This is a genomic window from Streptomyces sp. NEAU-W12 (assembly GCF_026242095.1).
Classification (GTDB): domain Bacteria; phylum Actinomycetota; class Actinomycetes; order Streptomycetales; family Streptomycetaceae; genus Streptomyces.
Genome location: NZ_JAPJDM010000010.1, coordinates 169374 through 193309, shown reverse-complemented (window position 1 = coordinate 193309; position 23936 = coordinate 169374). Strand labels below are relative to the sequence as shown.

Sequence of the window (23936 nt, the reverse complement as noted above, 5' to 3'; positions counted from 1 at the left end):
CAGAGATGATATCCCGTGCACATACCAGTCGGTCGGTCGGCTCCCTCCCCGCTCGGGGGCCGCCCGGGCCCCGCTCAGACCCGCTGGCCGAACAGCTTCTGCAGGACGTCCTCCATCGTCACCAGGCCCGCCAGCCGTCCGTCCGACCCGAGCACGGCCGCCAGATGCGTACGGCTGCCGCGCATCGCGGTGAGAACGTCGTCCATCGGCGTGCTCTCCCGCACCCGCGCGATGGAACGCATGTCCCGCAGCAGGAACGGCATGTCACGCGGCGAGGCGTCGAGAGCGTCCTTCACGTGCAGGTAGCCGACGATCCGCCGGCCCTCGTCCACCACCGGGAAGCGGGAGTACCCGGACTCGGCCGAGAGCGCCTCCAGCCCTTCGGGGGTGACGCCCACGCGCGCGTAGACCACGCTCTCCAGCGGCAGCACCACATCCCGCACCGGCCGGCGGCCGAGCTCCAGCACGTCGTTCAGACGCTCCTGCGCACGGTCGTCGATCAGACCCGCCTCGCCGGAGTCCTTCACCATCTGCGCCAGTTCCGCGTCGGAGAAGGTCGCCACGACCTCGTCGCGCACCTCGACCCGCAGCAGCCGCAGCAGCGCGTTGGCGAAGGCGTTGATCGTGAAGATCACCGGGCGCAGCGCCCGGGACAGTGCCACCAGCGGCGGACCGAGCATCAGCGCACTGCGCACGGGCTCCGCGAGCGCGATGTTCTTCGGCACCATCTCGCCCAGCAGCATGTGCAGATACGTCGCGAGCGACAGGGCGACCACGAAGGACACCGCGTGCCCCGCGCCGTCCGGCACGCCCATCGCGTGGAACGCCGGTTCCAGCAGGTGCGCGATGGCCGGCTCCGCGACCACACCGAGGACCAGGGTGCACAGCGTGATGCCGAGCTGCGCGGCCGCCATCAGGGCGGAGACGTGCTCGAGGCCCCACAGCACGTTCTTGGCGCGCCGGTCGCCCTGGTCGGCGTACGGCTCGATCTGGCTGCGGCGCACCGAGATCAGAGCGAACTCGGCACCCACGAAGAAGGCGTTGACGACCAGCGTCGCCAGACCGATCAGCAGCTGTACGGCGATCATCGCCGGACCCCCTTCTCACGCGTCGTGCCGTGTCCCCTGCCGGCCGTCCGGCCGTCCGGCTCGGCGGCCGACCCGGTACCGGACCGCTCGTCCCCCGCGTCCTGGGGGCGCGGGTCGGGGAGCGGCGCGTGCAGCAGTACGCGTGCCGCGCGACGGCCGGTCGCGTCCAGCACTTCCATCCGCCAGCCGACGACCTCCAGGGTGTCGCCGACGGCGGGGATCCGGCCCAGCTCGGTGGCCACGAGCCCGGCCAGGGTCTCGTACGGCCCGTCCGGCGCGCGCAGGCCGACCCGCGCCAGCTGGTCCACGCGCGCGGAACCGTCGGCCGAGAACAGGTCGTGCCCGCCCTCGTCCGAACCCGTCCGGGCCAGGTCGGGGGTCTCGTGCGGGTCGTGCTCGTCGCGGACCTCGCCGACGACCTCCTCGACGATGTCCTCCAGCGTGGCCACGCCCGCCGTACCGCCGTACTCGTCGATCACCACGGCCATGGTGCGCCGGCCGGAGAGCCGGTCCAGCAGCCGGTCCACGGTGAGCGATTCCGGGACCAGGAGCGGCTCGCGCATCATCTCCGACACGGGGACCCGGGCCCGGCGCTCGGCGGGCACCGCCAGTACGTCCTTGACGTGCGCGGTGCCGACCACCGAGTCGAAGGTGCCGCGGTACACCGGGAACCGGGACAACCCCGTCGCCCGGGTCGCGTTCGCCACGTCCTCGCAGGTCGCCTGGACCTCCAGCGCGACGACCTGGACGCGCGGGGTCATCACGTTCTCCGCGGTGAGATCGGCGAGGTTCAGGGTGCGGACGAACAGCTCCGCGGTGTCGGCCTCCAGGGCGCCCTCCTTGGCGGAGTGCCGGGCCAGGGCCGCCAGCTCCTGGGGGCCGCGCGCGGAGGCCAGTTCCTCCGCGGGCTCCACACCGAAGCGGCGCACGATGCGGTTCGCCGCGTTGTTCAGGTGCGTGATGAAGGGGCGGAAAGCGGCACTGAACCAGCGCTGCGTGTTGCCCACGTTCTTGGCGACGGCGAGCGGCGACGAGATCGCCCAGTTCTTGGGCACCAGTTCGCCGACCACCATCAGGAAGACGGTCGACAGAGCCGTGCCGAGCACCAGTGCCAGGGAGCCCGCCACCGACGCGGAGATGCCGGCGGCCTCCAGGGGGCCGGAGATCAGCGCGGCGATCGACGGCTCGGCGAGCATGCCGACCACCAGATTGGTGACCGTGATGCCGAGCTGCGCCCCGGAGAGCTGGAAGGTCAGGTTCCGTACGGCTTTGAGGGCACCTGCGGCGCCCCGGTCGCCGCGCTCCACGGCCCGCTCGAGGTCGGACCGCTCGACCGTGGTGAGGGAGAACTCGGCCGCGACGAACGCGCCGCACGCGAGGGAGAGCAGGATCGCCACCAGAAGAAGGAGCAGCTCGGTCATCGGGTCACCTCCGTCCCGCGGCCGGACGGGAAGCGAACGAGTGCACGATGCGATGCGCTGCGACGTCGGGTACTTCGATGCCGCTTTCTACTGGGAGGCTCGCCCATGGGCGGACGCACACAACCTTTCATGGAGGACCGAGTGACCCACCCAGAGTAAAGGACCGCCCAAGATCGCCTGCGAGCTCGTCCACCGCCCGCAGGCACGCTCGGAACCTGCCGTCCGGGGCGTTGTCCGGGAGCGGCTCGACCCAGCGACGCCGGTGTTCCCCGGGCGCGTACCCGGCGGCGCCCCACGCGCGGGTCACTCGTGCGCGATCGCCTCCAGGACGTTCATCCGCGATGCGCGCAGGGCCGGCAGCAGTGCCGCCGCGATGCCGACCACCGCCGCGCCGATGACGACGGCCACGATGGTCCCCCAGGGAATCGCGAGCGCGGTCATGCCCTGCAGCGCCAGCACCTGCTGTGTGCAGACGCCCCACACCAGCCCCAGCGCGAGACCCAGCACCGCGCCGAACACGGCGATCACCACCGACTCCAGCCGGATCATCCGCCGCAGCTGCCGGCGGCCCAGTCCGATGGCCCGCAGCAGCCCGATCTCCCGGGTGCGCTCCACCACCGACAGCGCCAGGGTGTTGACCACGCCGAGCACCGCGATGATGATCGCCAGCCCCAGGAGGGCGTAGACGAGGTGGAGCAGGACCGCGATCTGGTCGTGCACGAGTTCCTTGTAGTCGGCCTGGTCACGTGCCTGGAGCTGCGGGTACGGCTCGAGCGTCGTCTCCAGCCGGTCGCGCAGCTCCTCCGCGCTCGTGCCGTCGGCGGCGTTCACGTACAGCGTGGAGTCCTGCCCGCCGGGCACGTACTTCTCGACCGTCGCGATGCCGAGGAACAGCCCGCCCCGCATGCCGAAGCCCTCGCCGCTCTCCATGTCGGTGAGGGCGCTCACGGTCAGCCCGGTGCGCTGCCCGCCCGGGAACTCGACCGGGACCACACTGCCCGTCCGGACGCCGTGGTCCGCGGCGAAACCGGCGTCCATGGCGATGCCGCCGTCTGCCAGGGCAGCCGCCGTGTCGCCGCTGGTGTACACGACCCGGGCGACGTCGTCGACCCGGTCGTCGTACCCGGCGGCGGTCGTCTCGATCCGCTCCCCGTCCGGCAGCCGCACCGCCACCGGTGCGAACCGCTGCCGTACGACGAGGCCCACGCCCTCCGTGTCCCGCACCCGGTCGGTGACCTCCTGGGAAAAGGGCAGGAAGTTGGCGTTCTGGATGACGAAGTCCGCGCCCAGCGTCCTGTCGATCTGCTCGTCGAAGGAGCGGGACATGGAGGCGCCGGCCACCGACATGCCGCCGACCAGGGCGAGCCCCACCATCAGCGCGGCGGCGGTGGCACCCGTACGGCGGGGATTGCGCAGGGCGTTGCGCTGGCTCATCAGGCCCACCGGCCCGTACAGGGCGGGGAAGGCCCCGCCCAGCACCCGGATCACCGGCCGCACCAGCAACGGACCGGCGACGACCGTCGCGATCAGGGTGAGGACGACCCCGAACCCCAGCAGGGACGCCGCCGGCCCCGTTTCGGTGGAGACGGCGCAGCCCACGAGGGCGGCCGCGCCGAGCGCCCCGACCACGGAACCCACCACCGCGCGGGTCCGCAGCGGCCGTCCCACCCCGGCGATCTCGGCATCGGCGAGGGCGGCCATGGGAGACACGGCCGCCGCGCGGCGGGCCGGCAGGTACGCGGCCACGAAGGTGACCCCGACCCCGACCCCGTACGCCGTGACGGGTGTGCCCCACCCGATGACCATCTCCGTGGTCTTCAGGTTCATGCCGAAGACGCTCATCAGCCGGATCAGCCCGTAGGCGAGTCCGATGCCGGCCGCGAGGCCCAGCGTCGAGCCGACCAGGCCGAGCAGCACCGCCTCGGTGAGCACCGAGCGGCGCACCTGACGCCGGTCGGCGCCGAGTGCCCGCAGCAGCCCGAGCTCGCGGGTACGCTGCGCGATCAGCATCGAGAAGGTGTTGACGATCAGGAATGTGCCGACGAGTACCGCGACCCCGGCGAAGCCGAGCATCACGTACTTGATCACGTCGAGGAACCCGCCCAGTTCCTCGGCGGCCGTCGTGGCCTGTTCGTCGGCCGTCTCCACCTGGTAGGCGCCGGCACCGAGCGCCTCGGTGACCCGGCGCCCGAGTTCCTCGTCGCTCACACCCGGCGCCGCCTCGACCGCGATGCTCGTGGCCCGGTCCGCGGAGCCCAGCAGTGCGGCGGCGGCGACCTCGGGCTCGAGGAAGAGGAGGGCTGTGCCCGGGTTCGTGGTGGTGAAGGTGGCGATCCCGACGATCTCGACGCGGAAGGTGCCCGGTTGCGCCTGCACCGACAGGGTGTCACCGATCGCCACGTCCTTGGCGTCGGCCGTGTTTGCGTCCAGTACGGCCTCCCCGGCACCGCGAGGGGGGCGGCCCGAGGTCAGCTCCACGACGCTGCGTTCGTGGGCGTACCAGTCCACCGCGCGGGTGGGCGCGCCGGTCGTCGGGCCCACCGGCTCGTTGTCACTGTCGACGACCGCGATGTTCCCGGCCTCGACGTCGGGGCGGGCGGACTCGACCCCGTCGAGCCCGGCCAGCCGTTCGGCGAGGGAGGCGGGCACGGTCCGGACCTCGCCCGTGGGCACGGCCGGGTCCAGGTCGTCCGGGGGTGACACCGTCACGTCGGCGGCGGCGGAGGCGAAGAGCCGGTCGAAGGTACGGGAGACGGTGTCCGAGAAGATCAGGCTGCCCGCGACGAACGCCACGGACAGGACGACAGCCAGCGCGGACAGCAGCAGCCGTCCCTTGTGCGCGAGGAAGCTCCTGAGCGTCGCCTTCAGCAAGGTCTCAGTCCTTGCCGTCCTTGCCGTCCTTGCCGGGGACCGGCTCGGCGGGTACGGCACCCCCGGCGGCGGAGCCGGCCACGGGCGCGGTGCCGGGGGTGCCGCCCGGTACCGGTCCGCCGCCGTCGCCGCCGGCCTGGGCGCGGATGACGTCGAACCGCTTCATGCGGTCGAGCACCGCCCGCGCCGTGGGCCGCTCCATCTCGTCGACGATCCGCCCGTCGGCCAGGAACAGCACCAGGTCGGAGTGGGTGGCGGCACCCGGGTCGTGGGTGACCATCACGACGGTCTGGTCCAGCCGGTCCACGGCCTCGCGCAGAAACCCGAGCACCTCCAGTCCGGCACGCGAATCGAGGTTGCCGGTCGGTTCGTCCGCGAAGATCAGCTCGGGCCGGGAGGCCAGCGCCCGCGCACAGGCCACGCGCTGCTGCTGGCCGCCGGACAGCTGAGCCGGCCGGTGCCGCAGCCGGTCCCGCAGGCCCAGCGTGTCGATGACCTGGTCCAGCCACTTCCCGTCGGGCTTCTGGCCCGCGATGTCCATGGGGAGCGTGATGTTCTCCAGCGCGCTCAGCGTCGGGATGAGGTTGAACGACTGGAACATGAACCCGATCCGGTCCCGGCGCAGACGTGTCAGCTCACGGTCCTTCAGCCCCGTGATCTCGGTGTCGCCGAGCCACACCTGTCCGGCCGAGACGGTGTCGAGCCCGGCCAGGCAGTGCATCAGCGTCGACTTCCCCGACCCCGACGGGCCCATCACCGCCGTGAACCGGCCGCGCACGATGTCCACGTCCACCGCGTCCAGGGCGAGCACGGTCGTCTCGCCGGATCCGTACGCCTTCGTCAGGCCGCGGGCGCGGGCCGCGACCGGGTCGGCCGACGCGAGGCCGGGGGCGTGTTCCGCAGCGGGTGTCGACAAGACCGCCTCCTCCGTGTGGACACCGGGCCGTGCCGGTCGTGGTGGTCGAGCCCGAGGGTAGTGTGATGGCGCCCACACCGGATATCCCCCGTAGGTGCAGAACCGTGTCATTCCGACGTAAGAGGCATCTTTGCCGTCTCCGTCGCCCCGTGCAGGTGCAGGTGCAGGTGCAGGTCCCGGCGCGCCGGCTTCAAGGCGTGGCGAGGAACCAGCAGGACGTACGCGTGGACGAGGGCGCCGCCCGAGCGGCGAGGGAACGCGCCCCGGCCCGCGGGACGCGCGTCAACCGCCCCCCCGAGGAACTGGCCCGGCAGGACGCCGGTGAGGTCGGCCACACCTTCGTGGAGGCCGCCGCTGGTCCCTTGGACGACCTGCGCGTCGGCCTCGCCCGGCTGCTGATGTTCGCCGGGCGGCAGACCCCGGGAGACCTCCGGGTCGCCGACCGGGGATTGGCTGAACCCACTGAATGGCTTGCTGGTGAGGGACCCGCCTTCGCACCTCGCTTCCGGCGAGGTGCTTCTCTGCTTCTGGGGTCGGGTCCGTGTCGGTGGCTCCTGTTAAGGTCCGCGCCGTGACCTCAACCGATCATCTGCTCGCATTGATCCGGGACACCCCGGACGTCGCTGAACTGCTGCATTCCTCCTTCGAGTTCGGCATCTTCCGCAAGGAACACGGTGAGGCGGTCCGCGCGGCCTCCGGTGCCTGGCTGGAGGCCATCGCTGGTGACTGGGCCGGCGGGACCTTCTTCCTGTGCCTTGACGAGGACGGGCGTCGCCCCGTGATGTACGCAAGCTCCGAGGGCCAGGGCGGTCTGATCGCTGATGACTTGAAGCAGGCGTTGGAGATCGTCACCGGTCTGGCCGTGTGGCAGGACTGCCTGAAGTTCTCGGGCGGCGGAAGGCTGGAGGCCATGGAGGCCGCTGCTGTACTCCTCGAAAAGGACCGAGTCAGCGACGAGCCTGCGATTGTCGAGCATCGGGCGCAGGTTGCTGCGGCCCTGTCGCTGGACCGGGTGCCTGTGTCCGAGCTCGTCGCCCGGCTCAGGAGTGCGGTGCTGAGGACGGAACCGGACCACCTGGTGGTCACTGAGTCCGGGGATGAGTACGAGTCACTCTTCGGAGAGTTCGTGCCCACCGACAACCCGGGCTGGCGATGAGCCGAGCCTGGCCTCGCTGCGTCAGTCATCGTCTGCTGAGGGTTCTGGGCCGGTGCCGGTTCGCCCGACCACGCGGCTGAGGTCGGGCATGCCGAGGCGGACGGCGGAGCGGCCGTCGAGCCGGGCGAGCCCGGCCTCCGCACCGTCGAGGCCGACGTGGAGGCCGGCGACCAGTGGTTGACGGTGGCCCGCGGCTCCTCGGCCTCGCTGAGGGCGCCGTCCGCTCCCCGGACGGTGCGGGTCTTGAACATGATCCGCTGCTTCCGGGCGGTGACGACGTCCGGCGGCAAGTCCGGCGAATCGATGCGGGGGGTGAGGTTCCTCCGGGCCCCGGATCTCCTCCATGGCGGCGACCGGACCGGTCAAGAACGGCGAGGCCTCCGTGCACGACACCGCCGCCGCGCAGCTGGAGCGAGCGAGCAGCCGGAGTCCCGGAACAGGCGGGCGACCGGAGCCGGTGATCAGCGCGTATCCGTCGCCGCGTCGTCCGACGGCCGCCAGGCGGTGCCCAGCACGCAGTACGACGTCGGCAGCGCGGGCCCGTTCTCCGGCATCAGCGTCCGCCGGTACGGGCCGAGTTCGAAGCCCGCCTCCCGCAGCGCGCCGACCGGCTCCCGCGCCACGTGACAGCCCCCCGTCAGCAGCGGCCACACCGTCCGGTCCAGGGCGCGCTGGGTGAAGCGCATGACCCGGCCGCCGCCCCGCCCGTGCTCGAAGAACCGCACCTCGCCGCCCGGCCGCAGCACCCTCCGGAGCTCCGCGAGCGCCCGCGGCACGTCCCGCACACTGCACAGCACCAGGGAGACCACCGCCGCGTCGAACGCCTCGCTCTTGACCGGCAGCGCCTCCGCCGCACCCGGCGCGACATCCACCGGCACGGCGGCACGCGGGGCGGCCTCCACGGCGAGCCTGCGCAGCACCCGCTCCGGTTCGATGGCGACGACCTCCGAGACGGTGTCCGGATAGTGCGCGAAGTTGAGGCCGTTGCCCGCGCCCACCTCGATCACCCGCCCGGACAGTCCGCCGAGCAGCCGCCGGCGGACCGCGGCCATGCCCGCACGGGTCTCGGCGGCCTCACTGACCCGGGCGTAGCAACGGGCGAACAGCGGGTGGTGCACGGGATCCCGCGCCACTTTCGCGGAGCCGGCGGACATGGGGCCTCCCTGTCTGGACGAATCCGGGAGCCGAGGCAGGTCACGAGGGCCCCGCCTCCCGCAGGACGAGCCCCGGGCCGACCGGGGCCCTACCGTGATTGTCCCCCGTGAGCACCCCGCGCACCCCTCGCACCGGCGCCCGGGGCACAGGGCCCGCGCGGGGGATCAGCCGGCCTCCCGCCCCCGGAACACCGCCGCGTCCCACGTGCCGTCCAGTCGCGCCGCCAGCCACCCGGGCGCCGACGTCCGGAAGCCGGCCGGGCCGAGGGCCGCCGCGCCGGCCGGCACCGCGCCCAGCAGCGGTACCCCCGTCACCTCCGGCAGGTCCCGCAGGTTGCAGCGCTCGGCCAGACCGGGCCTTGCGGGCCAGCTGCCGATCACCACGCCCGCGGGGGCGAGCCCGCGCGAGCGCAGTTCACGGGTCGTCAGTTCCGTGACGTTCAGGGTGCCGAGGCCCGCCGCCGCCACCACCAGCACCGGCGCCGACAGCAGCGCCGCCGCGTCCGCCAGGGTCCCGCCGTCCTCGTCGAACCGCACGAGCAGCCCGCCCGCTCCCTCCACCAGCACCAGATCGTGCTCGGCGGCCAGCTTGGCGGCGGTCTCGGCCACGTCGTGCGGACGCACCGGCGCCCGGCCCGCCCGGCGGGCGGCGGTGGCGGGCGCCAGCGGGTCGGGATACCGGGCCAGTTCGGCGGCCGTGACGGCCCCGGCGAGCCGCACGACCTCCTCGGCGTCCCCGGGCTCGTCCGGCCGCACCCCGGTCTGGGCCGCCTTCAGCACGGCCACCGACCGGCCGGCCCCGAGCGCCGTCGCGGCGACCGCGGCCGTCACCACCGTCTTCCCGACCTCGGTGCCCGTGCCCGTGACCACCAGTACCGGCATGTCATCCCTCCTCGGCCGCCGTGCACACCGCGTCCGCGATCCGGGCCACGTCCGTGTCGCCGGTGACGTACGGCGGCATGGTGTAGATCAGATCCCGGAACGGCCTCAGCCACACGCCCCGGCGCGCCGCCGCGCGCGTGGCCGCCCTCATGTCCACCGCGCGATCGAGCTGGACGACGCCGATGGCGCCGAGGACCCGCACGTCACGGATGCCCGGCAGCCCGGCCGCCGGCGCCAGCCCTTCCCGCAGGCCCGACTCGATGCGCTTGACCTCCGCGAGCCAGTCCTGCCCGAGCAGCAGCTCGATCGAGGCGCAGGCCACGGCCGCCGCCAGCGGGTTGCCCATGAACGTCGGACCGTGCGCCAGCACCGGCACGTCGCCGCGCGAGATGCCGTCGGCCACCCGCGCGGTGCACAGCGTCGCCGCCATGGTCAGATAGCCGCCGGTCAGCGCCTTGCCCACGCACATCACGTCCGGCGTCACCGCCGCGTGCCCCGCCGCGAACAGCGCGCCCGTACGGCCGAACCCGGTCGCGATCTCGTCGAACACCAGCAGCACGTCGTGCGCGTCGCACGCCTCGCGCAGCACCCGCAGATACGCGGGGGAGTGGAAGCGCATGCCGCCCGCGCCCTGCACCACCGGCTCGACGACCACGGCCGCCAGTTCGCCGGCGTGCCGCCCGATCAGCTCCCGCAGGTGCTCGGCGTACGACTCCTCGTACTCGGCGGGCGGGGCCTTCGCGAACACCTGCTCCGGGAGCACCCCGGTCCACAGCTCGTGCATCCCGCCCTCGGGATCGCAGACCGACATCGGCTGCCAGGTGTCGCCGTGGTAGCCGCCCCGCCAGGTCAGCAGCCGCCGCTTCCCGGGCCGCCCGAGCGAACGCCAGTACTGCAGGCACATCTTGACGGCCACCTCGACCGACACCGAACCCGAGTCGGCGAGGAAGACATGCTCGAGGCCGTCGGGTGACATGTCGACAAGGAGCTTCGCCAGCCGGACGGCGGGCTCGTGCGTGAGCCCGCCGAACATCACATGACTCATCCGTCCCAGCTGGTCGCGCACGGCCTCGTTCAGCACGGGGTGGTTGTAGCCGTGGATCACCGACCACCAGGACGACATCCCGTCGACCAGTTCGCCCGAGCCGTCGGCGAGCCGCAGCCGCACCCCGTTCGCCGACTCCACGACGAGTGGTTCCCCGCGGCCGGGCATGGGCCCGTACGGATGCCAGACATGCCGCCGGTCCAGCTCGAGAAGCTCGGGTACGGACCGCTCAGGCATTGGGGGCGAGATCCGTTCCGGCGCCCCGCCGGCGGACGGCGACGAGACCGGTACGCGGTTCGCCGGCCCGGCCCGTCCCCTCGCTCACCGTTCCCGGACCCGCGTCCGCCCCCGTGTCCACGCACGCCCCGGCGCCAAAGGATGCCGACCCGCACCCGCCACCGCCCTCGTGCGACCCGCATCCGTCACCCCCGTCGGGCGACCCGCATCCGCCCGCACCCGCGCCCGCCCGGTGTCCGGGCAGTGTCACGCGGTCGGTGCCCTCCACCTCGAACCCGGCGTCCGCGATCATCTCCAGGTCGGCCCGGCCCGCCTGGCCCTCACTGGTGAGGTAGTCACCGAGGAAGATCGAGTTGGCCAGGTGCAGCGCGAGCGGCTGCATCGTGCGCAGATGCACCTCCCGGCCGCCCGCGATCCGCACCTCGGCGTCCGGGCACACGAACCGCACCATCGCCAGGATCCTGAGGCACCGCTGCGGGCTGAGGTTCCACTCCTTCGCGAGCGGTGTGCCCTCGAACGGGATCAGGAAGTTCACCGGCACCGAGTCCGGGTCCAGTGCGCGCAGCGCGAAGACCACGTCGACCAGGTCCGCGTCGCTCTCACCCAGGCCGGCGATCAGCCCGGAGCAGGCGGACAGACCGGCCGCGTGCGCCTTCTGCACGGTGTCCACGCGGTCGGCGTACGTGTGCGTGGTGGTGATGCCCCCGTAGGTGGCCTCGGAGGTGTTGAGGTTGTGGTTGTAGGCGTCCGCGCCCGCCTCGCGCAGCCGCTCCGCCTGGCCCTCGGAGAGCAGTCCGAGGCAGGCGCACACCTCGACGCCCTCGTTGCCCTCCTTGATCGCCCTGATGGTGTCGGAGACGCGGTCCACGTCACGGTCGGTCGGACCGCGGCCGCTGGCCACCAGGCACACCCGCTTGGCGCCGCCCGCCAGCCCGGCCGCGGCCGCGTCCGAGGCCTGCTCGGGCTTGAGCCAGGTGTACTTCAGGATGCCGGCCTTCGAGCCGAGCCGCTGGGAACAGTAGGAGCAGTCCTCCGGGCACAGGCCGGACTTGAGGTTGACCAGATAGTTGAGTTTCACCCGCCGCCCGAACCAGTGCCGCCGTACCTTCCCGGCCGCGGCCACCACGTCGAGCAGATCGTCGTCGGACGTCCCGAGGACGGCCAGCGCTTCCTCACGGGTCGGCGTCTCGCGCCGAAGCCCCTTGTCCACCAGCGTGTTCAGCAGGTCCATGGGAGCCGATCCTGTCCTATTCCGCCGTCCCGGCCAAGGAGGGTTCGTACAACAGAGGCGCTGACGGCTGTGGGCATGGCCACACAGTGGTCCGCCGACCGCCCCGCTAGTGTCTGTCCATTGCCTACAAAGCCACCGGAGGACCCATGGCGTTCGGATGGATCGACGAGCAGGCGGCGCTGCGCCGCAGGGCCGGGCTCGTACGGACCCTGCGCCCGCGGGCCGCCGACGCACCGCTCCTCGATCTGGCGAGCAACGACTACCTGGGCCTGGCCCGGCATCCGGAAGTGGCCGAGGGCGCGGCGCGGGCGGCGCGGACCTGGGGCGGCGGGGCCACCGGGTCCCGGCTCGTCACCGGCACCACCGAACTGCACACCGAGCTGGAAGGCGAACTGGCCGACTTCTGCGGCTTCGAGGCGGCCCTCGTCCTCTCCTCCGGCTACGCGGCCAACCTCGCCGCCGTCACCGCGCTGGCCCCGCACGGCTCGCTGATCGTGTCCGACGCGGGCAACCACGCCTCCCTGATCGACGGCTGCCGACTGGCCCGGGGCAGGACGCAGGTCGTGGCGCACGCCGACCCCGACTCCGCGCGCAAGGCGCTGAGCGGGCACGACGGAGCCGCCGTCGCCGTGTCCGACACGGTCTTCTCGGTCGACGGGGACGCCGCCCCGCTCGCCGCGCTGGCCGGGGTGTGCCGTGAACACGGCGCGGGACTGGTGCTCGACGACGCCCACGGCCTCGGGGTGCTCGGCGACGGCGGACGCGGCGCCCCGTACGCGGCGGGGCTCGCCGGCGCCGGGGACGTCGTGGCGACGCTCACGCTCTCCAAGTCGCTCGGCAGCCAGGGCGGAGCCGTGCTCGGTCCGGCACGGGTCGTCGAGCATCTGGTCAACACGGCCCGGACGTTCATCTTCGACACGGGCCTCGCCCCGGCGGCCGCGGGCGCCGCGCTCTCGGCCCTGCGGCTGCTGCGCCGTGAGCCAGGGCGCGCGGCCCGGGCGGGCGCGGTGGCACGGGACCTGCACAACCGGCTGACGGCCGCGGGCCTCGAAGCCGTACGCCCCGACGCCGCGGTCGTCTCCGTGCGTGCCCCGTCCCCGGAGCAGGCCGTGCGATGGGCGGCCGACTGCCGGGCGGCCGGCCTGTCCGTGGGCTGCTTCCGTCCTCCTTCCGTGCCCGACGGCATCTCACGGCTCAGACTGACCGCCCGTGCGGACCTGTCCGGGGCCGAGATCGAACGCGCTGTACAGGTGATCGGCGAGACGCGGCCATGAGTCGGCGAGGCACGGCCGTGAGCCGCCCGATGACGGAGGGTCGAGTGCGAGTGGGGGCCAAGGAGCGGCAGGTCAGTGAACCGCGGCCACGAACTTCGTCCAGCTCCCGGGGGAGATGAGCAGCGCGGGTCCGTCCGGGTCCTTGGAGTCGCGCACGGCGAGCAGTCCGGCACCGGGGCCGGCGGCGGGCCGGGCAGTCTCGACGCAGTTGTTCGCGCCCGTGCTGTGGCTGCTGCGCAGCCACCGCACACCGTGCAGGTCGGTGCTGGAGGGAAGGGTCCGAGGCGGTGCGGGCATCGTGCCTCCTTACACGCCGGCAGCTGTCCCGGCGATGAAATCCAACGAGTCCTCGGGTGAAAGGGCGTGGATCGAAAGCGCGTTGAAAGCCTCCGAGTACACCCGGAGGTCTTCTTTCCGCTCCAGATAGAGGCTACTCGTCAAGTGGTCGAGCACTACAACATCCAGATCGGAAGTGCGCGAAAATGAGAAGATGACGAAAGGGCCGGTGACGCCGATGTGTGCCCCGGCGGTGAACGGCAGTACCTGAAGACGCACTTGGGGAAGGCGTGCCGCCTCCACGAGCCGTTCCAGCTGGCGGGTCATGACGCCGGGGCCGCCCACCTGCCGGCGCAGCACCGCCTCGTCCAGGACCGCGCTGAACCCCAGCGGCGGGTCCGCCCGCAGGACGTCCTGCCGGGCCAGCCGCACCTCCACCAGTGTGTCCAGCCGCTCCTGCGAAGCGTCCTCCAGCGCCGCCTCCGTCACGGCCCGCGCGTACTCCGGTGTCTGCAGCAGCCCGGGCACCACGGTGGTCTCCAGCGTGCGCATCGCGCTGGCCTGGGACTCCAGACTGATGAAGTCCCGGTAGGTGGGCGGCAGTACACCCCGGTACGCGTGCCACCAGTGGTGCCGTCCGTCGCTGTCGTCCGACCCCGCCAACACCATCAACAACTCCCGCACCTGAGGATCGGTCAGGTCGTAGGCGTCGAGCAGTAACCGCACATCGGCCGGTTTCACCCCGCTCGTGCCCGTCTCGATCCGGCTCACCTTCGACTGGTGCCAGCCCACCAACCGGGCTGCCTCACCACTGGTGAACCCCGCCGATGTGCGCAGCGAGCGCAGTTCGGCGCCCAGTTTCCGGCGGCGCACCGCGGGACCGTGCTGCATCATGGCTTCCCCCTTACTCCCTCAGGGCCACCCGTGCACGGTCTCCCGTCGCAGAGTTCACCGCTTTGAGCGACAGATATATGCATATCTTGGCCGTATCGTCGCCGACGGTCCGTGGTGATGGCAGTCTGACGACGAAGCACCAGTGCGGGACCGTACTCGAATCAGCCGCTCCGTGTCGGACTGCGGTCCCGTGGAAAGGGACGACATCGCCATGGCAGACCACCTGGAAGCGTCCATCACTCTGCCGAGCGATCCTGCCTCGGTCTCCGCGGCCCGCGCCCATGTGGTGGGCACGCTGGCGGAGTGGGGCATGCCGGAGGACACGGAAGTGTCCGACACCGTCCGGCTGATCGTGTCCGAACTCGCGACCAACGCCGTGCAGCACACCCTGGGGCAGTCGCCCACGTTCACCGTGGACGTCGCCCTCGACCGCGACGGCCGGCTGTGCATCGGGGTCACCGACAGCCATCCGAGGTTCCCCAGACGGCTCCCCGCCGCGGTCCAGCAGGACAACGGCCGGGGGCTGGTCATCATCCGCTGGCTGGCCGTGGAGTGCGGCGGCAGGATGAGGGTCCGCCCGACCAGGGAGGGCGGAAAAACCGTCTCCGTCGTCCTCCCGTGGACCGTCCCCGCCGTTGCGGTCACGGCGGTCGAGGCGGCAGGCAGGCAGGAACCGTAGGGGCCACGGCAGGAACGCGGGCGAGGTGGAGGAGCGAGCAGGGAGAGAACCGGAAGGAGGACCGGGAGGGGACCGGGAAGCGGGCCTGCTCATCTGTTCGGGCGATGCGCAGATCCTCGAGCCGCCACGCCGGTGTGTTGTCCGGGTGCCGTTCGGCGTGTCCGGCGGGGCGGCGGCAGGGGGGTGCCGCCGCCCTCGCGGATCACTTCACCCGGCCGTACCAGACGCTGTTGGTCCAGATCTTCTGCAGGCGCACCACATCCCCGGTCTTCGGGGCGTGCCAGAGCTTGCCCTGGCCCGCGTAGATGCCCACGTGGTAGACGTTCCGGCCCGAATGGAAGAAGACCAGGTCCCCCGCCTTGCGGTTCGAGGCGGAGACGTGGCGGGTCTTGTTGTACTGCTGGGCTGCGGTACGGGGCAGTGCCTTGCCTGCCTTCTTGAAGGAGTAGAGGGTCAGTCCGGAGCAGTCGAAGCGGCTCGGTCCGGTGGCGCCCCAGCGGTAGGGCGCGCCCTTCTTGGACGCCGCGACCTGGAGGGCTTTGGTGGCCGTGGTCGCGGCCGAGGCCTCCGGGGCGGTGCCCGGGAGGACGATCGAGCCGCCCACGGCGGCGAGGGTGAGGGCCGAGGCCGTGCCGGCCCTGGCCATGAGAGACGGGACACGATTGAGCGCGGTCATGCGCAACCCTTCGTCAGCCGCCTGTGAAGGATGACCTGTCGGATTCGGGCTGGCGAAGTTGCCCGGCCGCACGAGTGCGGCTTCACCCCAAGGGCTGCTCGGCTCGGGAGTCGAACTCCCGTTCCGGCGACCCGTCGTGCTTGGGTCCTCCACTCCTGCCGATCCACTCCTGTCGACCGGTCATCCGGGCGGCGGCAGGACTCGGCGTCCGCCCGGATCGCCCCGCCGCGGTGGCGGGGTCTTGTCGTCAGTGAGCGATCTTGGCAACCGCCGGTCCGAAATCCCAACTGAACCGGGGGTTTGTGTTGTTACTCACCACTCATCCGTTCGGGTGGACAGCCTCGCATCCGGGCTGCCGTCCGGAGTCTCGAGGAGTCCCGGACCAGCATCGCAGTGGCCTGCTCCGGTGCGTGGCCGCGCGTGGTGCGCAACCGTGGCGGTCCGAAAAGAAGTGGTTCGCCTACGCCGGTTGGTGGTACCCCTTTTGGTCCGTTTCGACTCGGGTGCGGACGTGTTGCCGACGCCGACCGCGGTGGGACCGGTACGGGCGTCAACTGCCGGAGCCCGGCGGCAGCGTGACCCGGGCCGTGCGCCGGGCGCCGTCCAGTACCCGCAGGGCCCGGGCCGGCGTGGCGGCATGCGGTTCGGTCTCGCCGCGCCGGTGCGTGAACCGGGCGACCGGGTCGTCCTCAAAGGTCTCGTCGATCGGCCTTCCCGGGAGGGCGATCCGCTCCTCCATCGGCTTCGCGCACGGATCCGTGGGCCGGCGCCCGGGCGCCGTGGGGTCGGTGGACCCGGGCGGGACGTGGCGGGCGGGCGGGTCATGGACCCCTCCTCGTGGCGACCCTCTGTCAAAAACGTACAGGACGTACAGGACGTTATGATGGGGCATGGCCTACGAGATTCCGGTGACGCAAGCGAGGGCTGAGCTCGCGGACCTGATCAACCGCGTGGTGTACGGCGGTGAGCGCGTCGTCGTGACCCGGCACGGAAAGCCTCTCGTCGCCCTCGTGTCCGCCGACGACCTGCGACGACTCGACCGGCTCCAGGAACTCGACGAGGACCGGGAGCCCGTCGGCGAGCAGGTGGTCAGCACGGTGGCCGGTGTCCACGGGACGGCCGCGTCCGCTCCCCGCGAACAGCAGCGCTTCGGCATCGCCGCGGAACAGCCGCGCCGTAGGAGACCCTGAGAGCCGGGACCCGGTGGACGAGCGGTTCAGTTCCGCGGCAGCCGCGGGAGGCGGCGCTTCTCCCGCCCCCCGGGCCGCGGGCGCCCGCGCGGGGCGGGGCCCGCGGAGTCGTCCGGCCGCCCCTCACCGCTCGTCCACCGGGCGGTTCAGTTCCGCGGCAGCCGCGGGAGGCGGCGCTTCTCCTGCGCCTTGCGCTCGGCCTCCTCCGCCTTGGCGACGGCCGCGTACTGGTCGACGTATTCCTGCCCGGACAGCTTCAGAATGGCGTACATGATCTCGTCGGTGATCGCACGCAGGACCGCCCGTTCGTCCTCCATGCCTTCGTAGCGGGAGAAGTCGAGGGGCTCGCCGAAGCGGATCACCACGGGATGGATACGGGGAACGACCTTGCCGGGCGGCTGGGCCTCGAAGGTGCCGATCATCGCGCAGGGAACCACCGGGACACCGGCCGTGAGGGCCATCTTCGCGACCCCGACCTTGCCCTTGTACAGGCGCCCGTCGTGCGATCGCGTGCCCTCCGGATAGATGCCGAGCAACTCCCCCTTGCCCAGAACCCCGAGGCCCTCCCGGATCGCGGCCTGCCCTGCCTCCTTGCCGGAGCGGTCGACCGGGATCTGGCCCGCGCTGTGGAAGAAGAACGCCGTCAGCCGGCCCTTGATGCCCGGGCCGGTGAAGTACTCGGCCTTGGCGAGGAAGGTGATGCGCCGTTTGAGGATCGCGGGCATCAGGAAGTGGTCCGAGAACGACAGATGGTTGCCGGCGACGATGCCGGCACCGGACGACGGCACATGCTCCAGGCCCTCTATTCGAGGCTGGAAGACCAGTCTCAGCAGCGGGCCCAGCAGTACGTATTTCAGCAGGTAGTAGAACAAGGGGCGCGCTCCTCGACTCCGTCGGACGGGCCCAGCGGCGTGTTGCAGCAGGTCAACCGGCACGTCGTGGGGTTGTCAGTGTAGGTCGGGGCGGGCCCGTCCGGCACCATGTGCGACAGGCCCGGGGCAGGCCGGGCCGGGCCCGCGGTACGGCTGAACACCCTTCGGCGCACGAGCCGGTGAGGACGCGCGCCGCCGCGCTTTCCACCCGGCCCGCTCCACGGGCGGAGTACCCCGGGCGGGCTTCTTTCCCACGCTCTCGGCTTCACTCGAGCAGGGGAGACCCCATAGGCTCCGTACCATGCGGATCTCCGTCTCCTCCGACATGGACGAACCCGTGGCCCGCGCCCTGCTCGCCGAACTGCGCGAGCGCGGCCACGAGGTGCGCGTGCACGGTGCCCTGAGTCCCGGGAGCGACGCACGGTGGGCGTTCTGCTCCGAGGCCGCCGCCCGCGACGTCGCCGACGGGACCGCGGACCAGGCGGTGGTGTGCTGCTGGACCGGCACGGGCGCCTCGATCGCGGCCAACAAGGTTCCGGGCGTACGGGCGGCCCTGTGCACGGACGCCTACACGGCGGACGGCGCACGCCGCTGGAACGACGCCAACGTGCTGGCGCTCGGGCTGCGGCTCACGTCCGAGCCACAGCTGAGGGAGATCCTCGACGCCTGGTTCGCCCCGGTGTCCGGCCGGGACGAGGAGGACCGGCACAACGTGGACCGGCTGGCCCTGCTCGACGGCACACGGCCCACCACCGGCTGAACCGTCACAGCCGGACGACGATCAGCGCGCTGCCGTCGCCGGCGCCGCCGGGCGGCGGCGCCGGCGGCACGGTGTCCGCCGGCGACTGCGGATCCCGCGTCCGGTGGCGGCGCAGCGCCTCGCAGAGGCGGAACAGGCCGGTGCCGATGTCCCCCCGGCGCCGTTCGGCCGGACCGCCGGTGCAGCGCACGAGGGCCGTCCCGGCGTGAACGTGGTCGTCGCCTCGGGCCTCGGTGCCGGTTCGGGGAGCGCGTCGAGCGGGTGACCGGTGCCCCGGCCGAGCAACCCCACCCGCCCGTCGCGGCGGACCAGCAAGAGGGAGGGAGACGGCAGGCGCCGCCGTACGCGACGGTGTGCCGGCCGAAGCCGACGAAGGCGGTGACCACGTCGCGGACCCGACGCCGTCGACCCCGTGCGCGCAGCGGCCCGGCAGTTCCTCACAGGACCTCCCGGTCCCTTCCGGGAAGCCTCGCCGACGTCCGCGTACACGAGATCCGGGGTGAGGGCCGCCACCATGCCGGGCAGGGTGGGCCGGCGGCTCGGGAGACGTGCGATGCCGGCGGCGTCAGCCGAGGGAAAGGTCGTCCGGGCCGGTCAGCGACATCTCGGCCCAGATGACCTTCCCGTCGGGAACGAAACGGGTGCCCCACCGCTGGGCGAGCTGCGAGACCAGCAGCAGCCCGCGCCCGCCCTCGTCCATGGCGCGGGGATGACGCAGATGGGGTGTGGTCGCCCCGCCGTCGAACACCTCGCAGACCAGCGCACGCCCCCGGATCAGCCGCAGCCGGACGGGGCCGGCGGCATGCCGGATGGCGTTGGTGACCAGCTCGCTGACGACCAGCTCCGTGGTGAAGACCAGCTCGTCCAGGTCCCAGCGGCCCAGCTGCCGGGTGGCCCTCCTGCGAGCCTCGGCCACCACGGCCGGATCCGCCGGCAGGTCCCAGACCGCCACCTGGCCGGCGTCCAGGAGCCGGGTACGGGCCAGCAGCATGGCCACGTCGTCGTACGGGCGGGCCGGTACCAGAGCGTCCACCACCGCCCGGCACCACTGCTCCAGGGAGTCCGGAGCCGCTTGCAGCGCCTGCCGCAGCAGCTCCCGGCCGGGGTCCGCGTCCCCGGTCCCGTTCCCGGCCGCGTCGTTTCCGCCGGGGACACCGGCCAGCAGACCGTCGGTGTGCAGGACGACCGTGCTGCCCTCGGCCAGGGGCAGCTCCACCGCTTCGAACGGTGGACCGCCCACACCGAGCGCAGGCCCCGCAGGCAGTTCGACGAAGCCGACCGAGCCGTCGGGCGCCACCAGGACGGGCGCGGGATGGCCCGCGGCGGCCATCGCGCACCGCCCCTCGACCGGGTCGTAGACGATGTACAGGCAACCGGATCCCACGGACTGGCCGTAGGCCGCCGCCGGCTCGGCCTCCCCCTCGCACGCCGACTGCGACACCAGGTCGTCCAGATGCCCCAGCACCTCCTCGGGGGGCAGGTCCAGCGCGGCCAGGGTCCGTACGGCGGTCCGCAGCCGGCCCATCGCGGCGGCGGCGTCGATACCGTGCCCGGGGACCTCGCCGACCACGAGGGCGACACGGGCACCGGACAGCGGGATCAGGTCGTACCAGTCACCGCCCAGACCGGTCAGCTCGTCGGCCGGGCGGTAGCACGCGGCCACCTCGACGGCGTCCTGCTCGGGGAGCCGGTGGGGCAGCAGACTGCGCTGCAGCACGAGCGCCGCGTTCCGCTCCCTGGTGTAGCGCCGGGCGTTGTCCACACAGACCGCGGCGCGCGAGACGAGGTCCTCGGCGAGGTTCGAGTCGTCCTCGCTGAAGGGGTCCCGGCGGCGCCGGAAGAACACGGTGATGCCCAGGGTGACACCCCGGGCGCGGATCGGCACGATCATCACACTCTGCAGCCCCAGTTCCAGGAACGTGGCCTCCCGGAGGCCGGGCCTGCTCTCGGCCCACTCCAGGGCGAGCGGGTCGAGCTGCTCCTGACGCCAGGTCCTGCCCGTGGTCAGGCAGCGGACCGGCGGTGAACCGGGCAGATAGGAGACCGGCGCGCCGATGTCCCGGACCGTGCGCGGCAGATCCTCGTACACGGACCGGTGGCCCGCGCCGAGCAGCGGCACCCTGTCCGTCTCCGCGAGCGGTCCCGGCGGGAGCTCGGCGCCCCGGAGCACCGTCTCCAGGAGGTCCACGGTCACGAAGTCCGCGAGGTCCGGGACGGTGACGTCGGCCAGCTCCTGCGCGGTGTGCATGATGTCCAGGGTGCGGCCGATGTGCCGGCCGGCCCGGTCGAGCAGCGCGAGGCGCTGGCGCGCGCGGTGCCGGTCGGTGATGTCGACGACGCTGTAGTAGACGCCCATCGGGTTGCCCCGGTCGTCGTCGAGCCGGGTGAACGACAGCATGTGCGCGGTTTCCCGCAGCGGCGCCGAACGGGCCCGGCCGACGTGTTCGAAGCCGACCACCGACTCGCCGGTCTCCAGGACGTGGCGCATCCGCGCCTCGACGGCCTCGGCGTCCAGTCCGGGCTGGATATCGGCGAACCGCAGGCCCAGCCGCCGCTGCGCGGGGCCGCCGCCGAACTGCTCGAGCGCGGTGTTCGACCACACGTACCGCAGGTCCGTGTCCACGATCGCGAGCCCGATCGCCGATCCGGAGACCATCTGCTCCAGCATCGTGCGGCTCATGTCCCAGCCCGAGGAGCCGGCCAGCTCCGACAGCAGCACCAGCAGGGACGAGCGGCCACGCGGCTCCACGGTCCGCAGCACCCTGACCATGACGGGGACCACGTGTCCGTCCCGGTGCCGGGCCGTCATCAGGCCGGCCCAGCCGTCGTCGGCCCGGCAGCGCCCGACCAGTTCCGGCACCCGCTCGGCGTCCTCGGCGGTCAGCAGATCGGACAGTTTCCCGCCCACCGCCTCGGCCGCCGTGTACCCCAGCAGCCGCTCGGCCGGGCCGGTCCAGTTCGTCACCACGCCCTGCGGATCGAGCAGCAGGGGAGCGGCGTCGGCCACGTCGAATTGCTGCCGGGCAACGTCCTGCTCCCCATGTCCGCTCACGTGTCCGCCCACGGCCGACCTCTCTGTCGCTGAGAGTGGTCTACCACCTCTTGTCCCCATCTTCACCCGGGAACCGGGCAGCGGGCTTCCCGGGCGAGGCGGGGACCGGTGAAAACGGCCGGACGGGCGGACAAGGACGGGGACGGGCCGGGTCAGCCGCCCTGGCCCAGCACCTTCCCCAGTGTCTCCAGGGCATCCCGGAGTTCCTCGCCCCGGACGGTGAGCGGCGGGGCCAGCCGGATGGTGGACCCGTGGGTGTCCTTGACCAGGACTCCCTCCCGCATCAGCCGCTCACTGACCTCACGGCCGGTGCCGAGCGCCGGGTCCACGTCGACGCCCGCCCACAGCCCGCGCGAGCGGAAACCGACGACGCCCCGGCCGAGCAGCGACTCCAGCCCGTCGCGCAGCACCACGCCCAGGTCCGCCGCCCGGCGCTGGAACTCGCCCGTCTCCAGCAGTTCCACCACCGCCGTACCGACGGCCGCGGCCAGCGGATTGCCGCCGAACGTCGATCCGTGCTCCCCGGGGTGCAGCACCCCGAGCACCTCGCGCCGGGCCACCACCGCCGACACCGGGACGATGCCGCCCCCCAGCGCCTTGCCGAGCAGCACCATGTCCGGGACGACCGACTCGTGGTCCACGGCCAGCGTGTGCCCCGTACGGCCGAGTCCCGACTGGATCTCGTCCGCGACGAACAGGCACCCCGCGCGGCGCGTCAGCTCCCGTACGCCCGCCAGATAGCCGTCGTCGGGGATGTTCACCCCTGCCTCGCCCTGGATCGGCTCGATCAGCACCGCGGCCGTCGTCCCGTCGACCGCCGCCTCCAGCGCCGCCAGGTCGTTGTACGGGACGACCCGGAAGCCCGGGGTGAAGGGCCCGAAGCCGGCGCGGGCGGTCTCGTCCGTCGAGAAGCTGACGATGGTCGTCGTCCGGCCGTGGAAGTTGTCCGCGGCGACCACGATCGTCGCCTCGCCGGCCGGGACGCCCTTCACGTCGTAGGCCCACTTGCGGGCCACCTTCACCGCGCTCTCCACCGCCTCCGCGCCGGTGTTCATGGGCAGCACCATGTCCAGCCCGGTCAGCGCGGCCAGCCGCTCGGCGAACTCGGCGAGCCGGTCGTTGTGGAAGGCGCGCGAGGTCAGCGTGAGCCGGTCCAGCTGGCGGTGCGCCGCCCCGGTCAGTGCGGGATGCCGGTGGCCGAAGTTGAGCGCCGAGTAGCCGGCCAGCATGTCGAGGTAGCGGCGGCCCTCCACGTCCTCCACCCAGGCGCCCTGCGCGCGGGCGACGACCACGGGCAACGGGTGGTAGTTGTGCGCGAGCACCGGCTCCTCCGCGCCGATCAGCTCGGCGGACGAACGGGTACGGGCGGCAGAGGTCATGAGCGGATCTCCTGAGTGCAGCACTTGATCCCGCCGCCTGCCTTGTGGAACTCGGACAGGTCGACGGGAACGGGAACGTAGCCGCGGTCGGCGAGCCGCGCGGCGAGGGCCGTCGCCCCCGGTGAGACGAACACGTGGCGTCCGTCGGAGACGGAGTTCAGGCCGAAGGCCATCGCGTCCTCGCGGGTCGCGGTCACCGCGTCCGGATACAGCCGGGCCAGTACCTCGCGGCTCCCCGGCGAGAACGCCTCCGGGTAGTACGCGATGTTCTCCTCGTCCAGCGCGAACAGCGCCGTGTCCAGGTGGTAGAAGCACGGATCCACCAGCGTCAGGCCGATCACGGGCACACCGAAGAACTCCTGCGCCTCGTGATGTGCCTCGCGGGCGGTGCGGAAACCGGTGCCGGCGAGGATCCAGCGCCCGGCGGGAACCAGGTCGCCCTCGCCCTCGCACACCGACTCGGGACGGTGGACGTCGAAGCCCTCCGCCTTGAACCAGGTCTCGTAGGGCTCGGACTCGGGGCGCCGCTCGGGCGACAGGAACAGGGAGCCGAGGACACGGCCCCCGACGACGACCGCCGCGTTCGCGGCGAACACCATGTCGGGCAGGCCGGGTACCGGTTTCACGCTCTCCACGGTATGACCGTGGGCGCGGTAGACGTCGATCAGCGTGCGCCACTGCCGCTGGGCCAGGGCGAGGTCGACGGGACGGTCGGGACGCATCCAGGGGTTGATCGCGTACCGCACGGCGAAGTGTCCGGGGTCGCAGACGAGGTAGCGCCGTCGGGACGGCACACGGGTGTCGGTCACAGAGGGGTGCCTCCGCTTCCACGCGGTGTCATCGGGGGTGTCTCCACGGTAGGAAGCGACAGGGCCGGGCGACA

21 protein-coding genes, 2 pseudogenes and 1 riboswitch are annotated in these 23936 nt (G+C 72.5%); of the genes and pseudogenes, 6 read left to right on the top strand and 17 right to left on the bottom strand.

What is annotated here, in order from left to right; translation table 11 throughout:
- Window positions 1-74: 74 nt before the first annotated feature.
- The 4 genes from ORI94_RS14950 to ORI94_RS14935 all read right to left on the bottom strand — a co-directional run bounded on the left by ORI94_RS14950 (window position 75) and on the right by ORI94_RS14935 (window position 6296).
- Window positions 75-1088, bottom strand: a complete 1014-nt coding sequence (locus ORI94_RS14950) for a hemolysin family protein (RefSeq protein ID WP_266075388.1) — start codon at window positions 1086-1088, stop codon at window positions 75-77.
- On the bottom strand, window positions 1085-2509 hold the full coding sequence (locus ORI94_RS14945) for a hemolysin family protein (protein ID WP_266075386.1): 1425 nt from the start codon (window positions 2507-2509) through the stop codon (window positions 1085-1087). The genes ORI94_RS14950 and ORI94_RS14945 overlap by 4 nt, the downstream gene beginning before the upstream one ends.
- A 303-nt stretch (window positions 2510-2812) precedes the next feature.
- Window positions 2813-5380 carry an ABC transporter permease gene (locus ORI94_RS14940; protein WP_266075384.1) on the bottom strand — a complete coding sequence of 856 codons (2568 nt, stop codon included), beginning with the start codon at window positions 5378-5380 and terminating at the stop codon, window positions 2813-2815.
- A 4-nt stretch (window positions 5381-5384) separates the two neighbouring features.
- The gene (locus ORI94_RS14935) at window positions 5385-6296 is read right to left on the bottom strand and encodes an ABC transporter ATP-binding protein (RefSeq protein WP_266075382.1); all 912 of its coding nucleotides are present in this window, start codon (window positions 6294-6296) and stop codon (window positions 5385-5387) included.
- Between the two features lie 197 nt (window positions 6297-6493).
- On the opposite strand from ORI94_RS14935, the pseudogene ORI94_RS14930 reads away from it, so the two are divergent.
- A pseudogene (locus tag ORI94_RS14930) lies at window positions 6494-6652 on the top strand (toxin-antitoxin system HicB family antitoxin); the annotation flags it as partial.
- Window positions 6653-6867: 215 nt separating this feature from the next.
- Complete coding sequence (locus ORI94_RS14925) at window positions 6868-7452, top strand: hypothetical protein (RefSeq protein ID WP_266075380.1); 585 nt, start codon at window positions 6868-6870, stop codon at window positions 7450-7452.
- A gap of 461 nt (window positions 7453-7913) precedes the next feature.
- On the opposite strand, the gene ORI94_RS14920 is transcribed toward ORI94_RS14925, so the two are convergent.
- From ORI94_RS14920 to bioB, 4 genes and pseudogenes are all read right to left on the bottom strand, one after another.
- Window positions 7914-8606, bottom strand: coding sequence for a class I SAM-dependent methyltransferase (locus ORI94_RS14920; protein WP_266075378.1), 693 nt, complete (start codon window positions 8604-8606; stop codon window positions 7914-7916).
- Window positions 8607-8771: 165 nt separating this feature from the next.
- Window positions 8772-9488 carry a dethiobiotin synthase gene (gene bioD / locus ORI94_RS14915; protein ID WP_266075376.1) on the bottom strand — a complete coding sequence of 239 codons (717 nt, stop codon included), beginning with the start codon at window positions 9486-9488 and terminating at the stop codon, window positions 8772-8774.
- Window position 9489: 1 nt separating this feature from the next.
- Window positions 9490-10770 (bottom strand): adenosylmethionine--8-amino-7-oxononanoate transaminase, encoded by a 1281-nt coding sequence (locus ORI94_RS14910; protein WP_266075374.1) that lies wholly within the window; start codon window positions 10768-10770, stop codon window positions 9490-9492.
- Window positions 10771-10902: 132 nt separating this feature from the next.
- Window positions 10903-12001 (bottom strand): annotated as a pseudogene (gene bioB, locus ORI94_RS14905) (biotin synthase BioB); the annotation flags it as partial.
- 146 nt (window positions 12002-12147) lie between these two features.
- Between bioB and ORI94_RS14900 the strand changes: the two are divergent.
- On the top strand, window positions 12148-13275 hold the full coding sequence (locus ORI94_RS14900) for an 8-amino-7-oxononanoate synthase (protein ID WP_266075370.1): 1128 nt from the start codon (window positions 12148-12150) through the stop codon (window positions 13273-13275).
- Window positions 13276-13347: 72 nt separating this feature from the next.
- Here ORI94_RS14900 and ORI94_RS14895 read toward each other — a convergent pair whose 3' ends face one another.
- Together ORI94_RS14895 and ORI94_RS14890 are read right to left on the bottom strand one after the other, a co-directional pair.
- Window positions 13348-13572 (bottom strand): DUF397 domain-containing protein, encoded by a 225-nt coding sequence (locus tag ORI94_RS14895; protein WP_266075368.1) that lies wholly within the window; start codon window positions 13570-13572, stop codon window positions 13348-13350.
- A 9-nt stretch (window positions 13573-13581) separates the two neighbouring features.
- A complete protein-coding gene (locus ORI94_RS14890; RefSeq protein WP_266075555.1) occupies window positions 13582-14442 on the bottom strand; it encodes a helix-turn-helix domain-containing protein in 861 nt (286 codons plus the stop codon).
- Window positions 14443-14656: 214 nt separating this feature from the next.
- On the opposite strand from ORI94_RS14890, the gene ORI94_RS14885 reads away from it, so the two are divergent.
- Window positions 14657-15124: an ATP-binding protein gene (locus tag ORI94_RS14885; RefSeq protein WP_266075366.1), complete on the top strand. Its 468-nt coding sequence runs from the start codon at window positions 14657-14659 to the stop codon at window positions 15122-15124.
- 202 nt (window positions 15125-15326) lie between these two features.
- Here the strand turns inward: ORI94_RS14885 and ORI94_RS14880 are convergent, their stop codons facing one another.
- The gene (locus ORI94_RS14880) at window positions 15327-15800 is read right to left on the bottom strand and encodes a C40 family peptidase (RefSeq protein WP_266075364.1); all 474 of its coding nucleotides are present in this window, start codon (window positions 15798-15800) and stop codon (window positions 15327-15329) included.
- Window positions 15801-15803: 3 nt separating this feature from the next.
- A riboswitch (cyclic di-AMP (ydaO/yuaA leader) is annotated at window positions 15804-16017 on the bottom strand.
- 333 nt (window positions 16018-16350) lie between these two features.
- Window positions 16351-16539 (bottom strand): hypothetical protein, encoded by a 189-nt coding sequence (locus tag ORI94_RS14875; protein WP_266075573.1) that lies wholly within the window; start codon window positions 16537-16539, stop codon window positions 16351-16353.
- A gap of 151 nt (window positions 16540-16690) precedes the next feature.
- Here ORI94_RS14875 and ORI94_RS14870 point away from each other — a divergent pair, with 151 nt between their 5' ends.
- Entirely contained in the window at window positions 16691-16990 is a 300-nt protein-coding gene (locus ORI94_RS14870) for a type II toxin-antitoxin system Phd/YefM family antitoxin (RefSeq protein ID WP_266075362.1), read from the top strand.
- Window positions 16991-17136: 146 nt separating this feature from the next.
- On the opposite strand, the gene ORI94_RS14865 is transcribed toward ORI94_RS14870, so the two are convergent.
- A complete protein-coding gene (locus ORI94_RS14865) occupies window positions 17137-17862 on the bottom strand; it encodes a lysophospholipid acyltransferase family protein (RefSeq protein ID WP_266075360.1) in 726 nt (241 codons plus the stop codon).
- A gap of 301 nt (window positions 17863-18163) precedes the next feature.
- On the opposite strand from ORI94_RS14865, the gene ORI94_RS14860 reads away from it, so the two are divergent.
- Window positions 18164-18622: an RpiB/LacA/LacB family sugar-phosphate isomerase gene (locus ORI94_RS14860; RefSeq protein WP_266075358.1), complete on the top strand. Its 459-nt coding sequence runs from the start codon at window positions 18164-18166 to the stop codon at window positions 18620-18622.
- A 4-nt stretch (window positions 18623-18626) separates the two neighbouring features.
- Here ORI94_RS14860 and ORI94_RS14855 read toward each other — a convergent pair whose 3' ends face one another.
- The 4 genes from ORI94_RS14855 to ddaH all read right to left on the bottom strand — a co-directional run bounded on the left by ORI94_RS14855 (window position 18627) and on the right by ddaH (window position 23862).
- Window positions 18627-18812: a hypothetical protein gene (locus tag ORI94_RS14855; RefSeq protein WP_266075356.1), complete on the bottom strand. Its 186-nt coding sequence runs from the start codon at window positions 18810-18812 to the stop codon at window positions 18627-18629.
- Window positions 18813-19187: 375 nt separating this feature from the next.
- Window positions 19188-21674, bottom strand: coding sequence for a SpoIIE family protein phosphatase (locus ORI94_RS14850; protein WP_266075354.1), 2487 nt, complete (start codon window positions 21672-21674; stop codon window positions 19188-19190).
- A 152-nt stretch (window positions 21675-21826) separates the two neighbouring features.
- Window positions 21827-23053, bottom strand: coding sequence for an ornithine--oxo-acid transaminase (gene rocD / locus ORI94_RS14845; protein ID WP_266075352.1), 1227 nt, complete (start codon window positions 23051-23053; stop codon window positions 21827-21829).
- Window positions 23050-23862: a dimethylargininase gene (gene ddaH / locus ORI94_RS14840; protein WP_042169626.1), complete on the bottom strand. Its 813-nt coding sequence runs from the start codon at window positions 23860-23862 to the stop codon at window positions 23050-23052. Before ddaH ends, rocD begins: the two co-directional genes overlap by 4 nt.
- Window positions 23863-23936 lie beyond the last annotated feature (74 nt).

Coding starts and splice junctions, on each gene's coding strand:
- ORI94_RS14950 (WP_266075388.1), bottom strand. CDS start 1,088: ATGATCGCCGTACAGCTGCTGATCGGTCTGGCGACGCTGGTCGTCAAC.
- ORI94_RS14945 (WP_266075386.1), bottom strand. CDS start 2,509: ATGACCGAGCTGCTCCTTCTTCTGGTGGCGATCCTGCTCTCCCTCGCG.
- ORI94_RS14920 (WP_266075378.1), bottom strand. CDS start 8,606: ATGTCCGCCGGCTCCGCGAAAGTGGCGCGGGATCCCGTGCACCACCCG.
- bioD (WP_266075376.1), bottom strand. CDS start 9,488: ATGCCGGTACTGGTGGTCACGGGCACGGGCACCGAGGTCGGGAAGACG.
- ORI94_RS14910 (WP_266075374.1), bottom strand. CDS start 10,770: ATGCCTGAGCGGTCCGTACCCGAGCTTCTCGAGCTGGACCGGCGGCAT.
- ORI94_RS14900 (WP_266075370.1), top strand. CDS start 12,148: ATGGCGTTCGGATGGATCGACGAGCAGGCGGCGCTGCGCCGCAGGGCC.
- ORI94_RS14895 (WP_266075368.1), bottom strand. CDS start 13,572: ATGCCCGCACCGCCTCGGACCCTTCCCTCCAGCACCGACCTGCACGGT.
- ORI94_RS14890 (WP_266075555.1), bottom strand. CDS start 14,442: ATGCAGCACGGTCCCGCGGTGCGCCGCCGGAAACTGGGCGCCGAACTG.
- ORI94_RS14885 (WP_266075366.1), top strand. CDS start 14,657: ATGGCAGACCACCTGGAAGCGTCCATCACTCTGCCGAGCGATCCTGCC.
- ORI94_RS14880 (WP_266075364.1), bottom strand. CDS start 15,800: ATGACCGCGCTCAATCGTGTCCCGTCTCTCATGGCCAGGGCCGGCACG.
- ORI94_RS14875 (WP_266075573.1), bottom strand. CDS start 16,539: ATGGAGGAGCGGATCGCCCTCCCGGGAAGGCCGATCGACGAGACCTTT.
- ORI94_RS14870 (WP_266075362.1), top strand. CDS start 16,691: ATGGCCTACGAGATTCCGGTGACGCAAGCGAGGGCTGAGCTCGCGGAC.
- ORI94_RS14860 (WP_266075358.1), top strand. CDS start 18,164: ATGCGGATCTCCGTCTCCTCCGACATGGACGAACCCGTGGCCCGCGCC.
- rocD (WP_266075352.1), bottom strand. CDS start 23,053: ATGACCTCTGCCGCCCGTACCCGTTCGTCCGCCGAGCTGATCGGCGCG.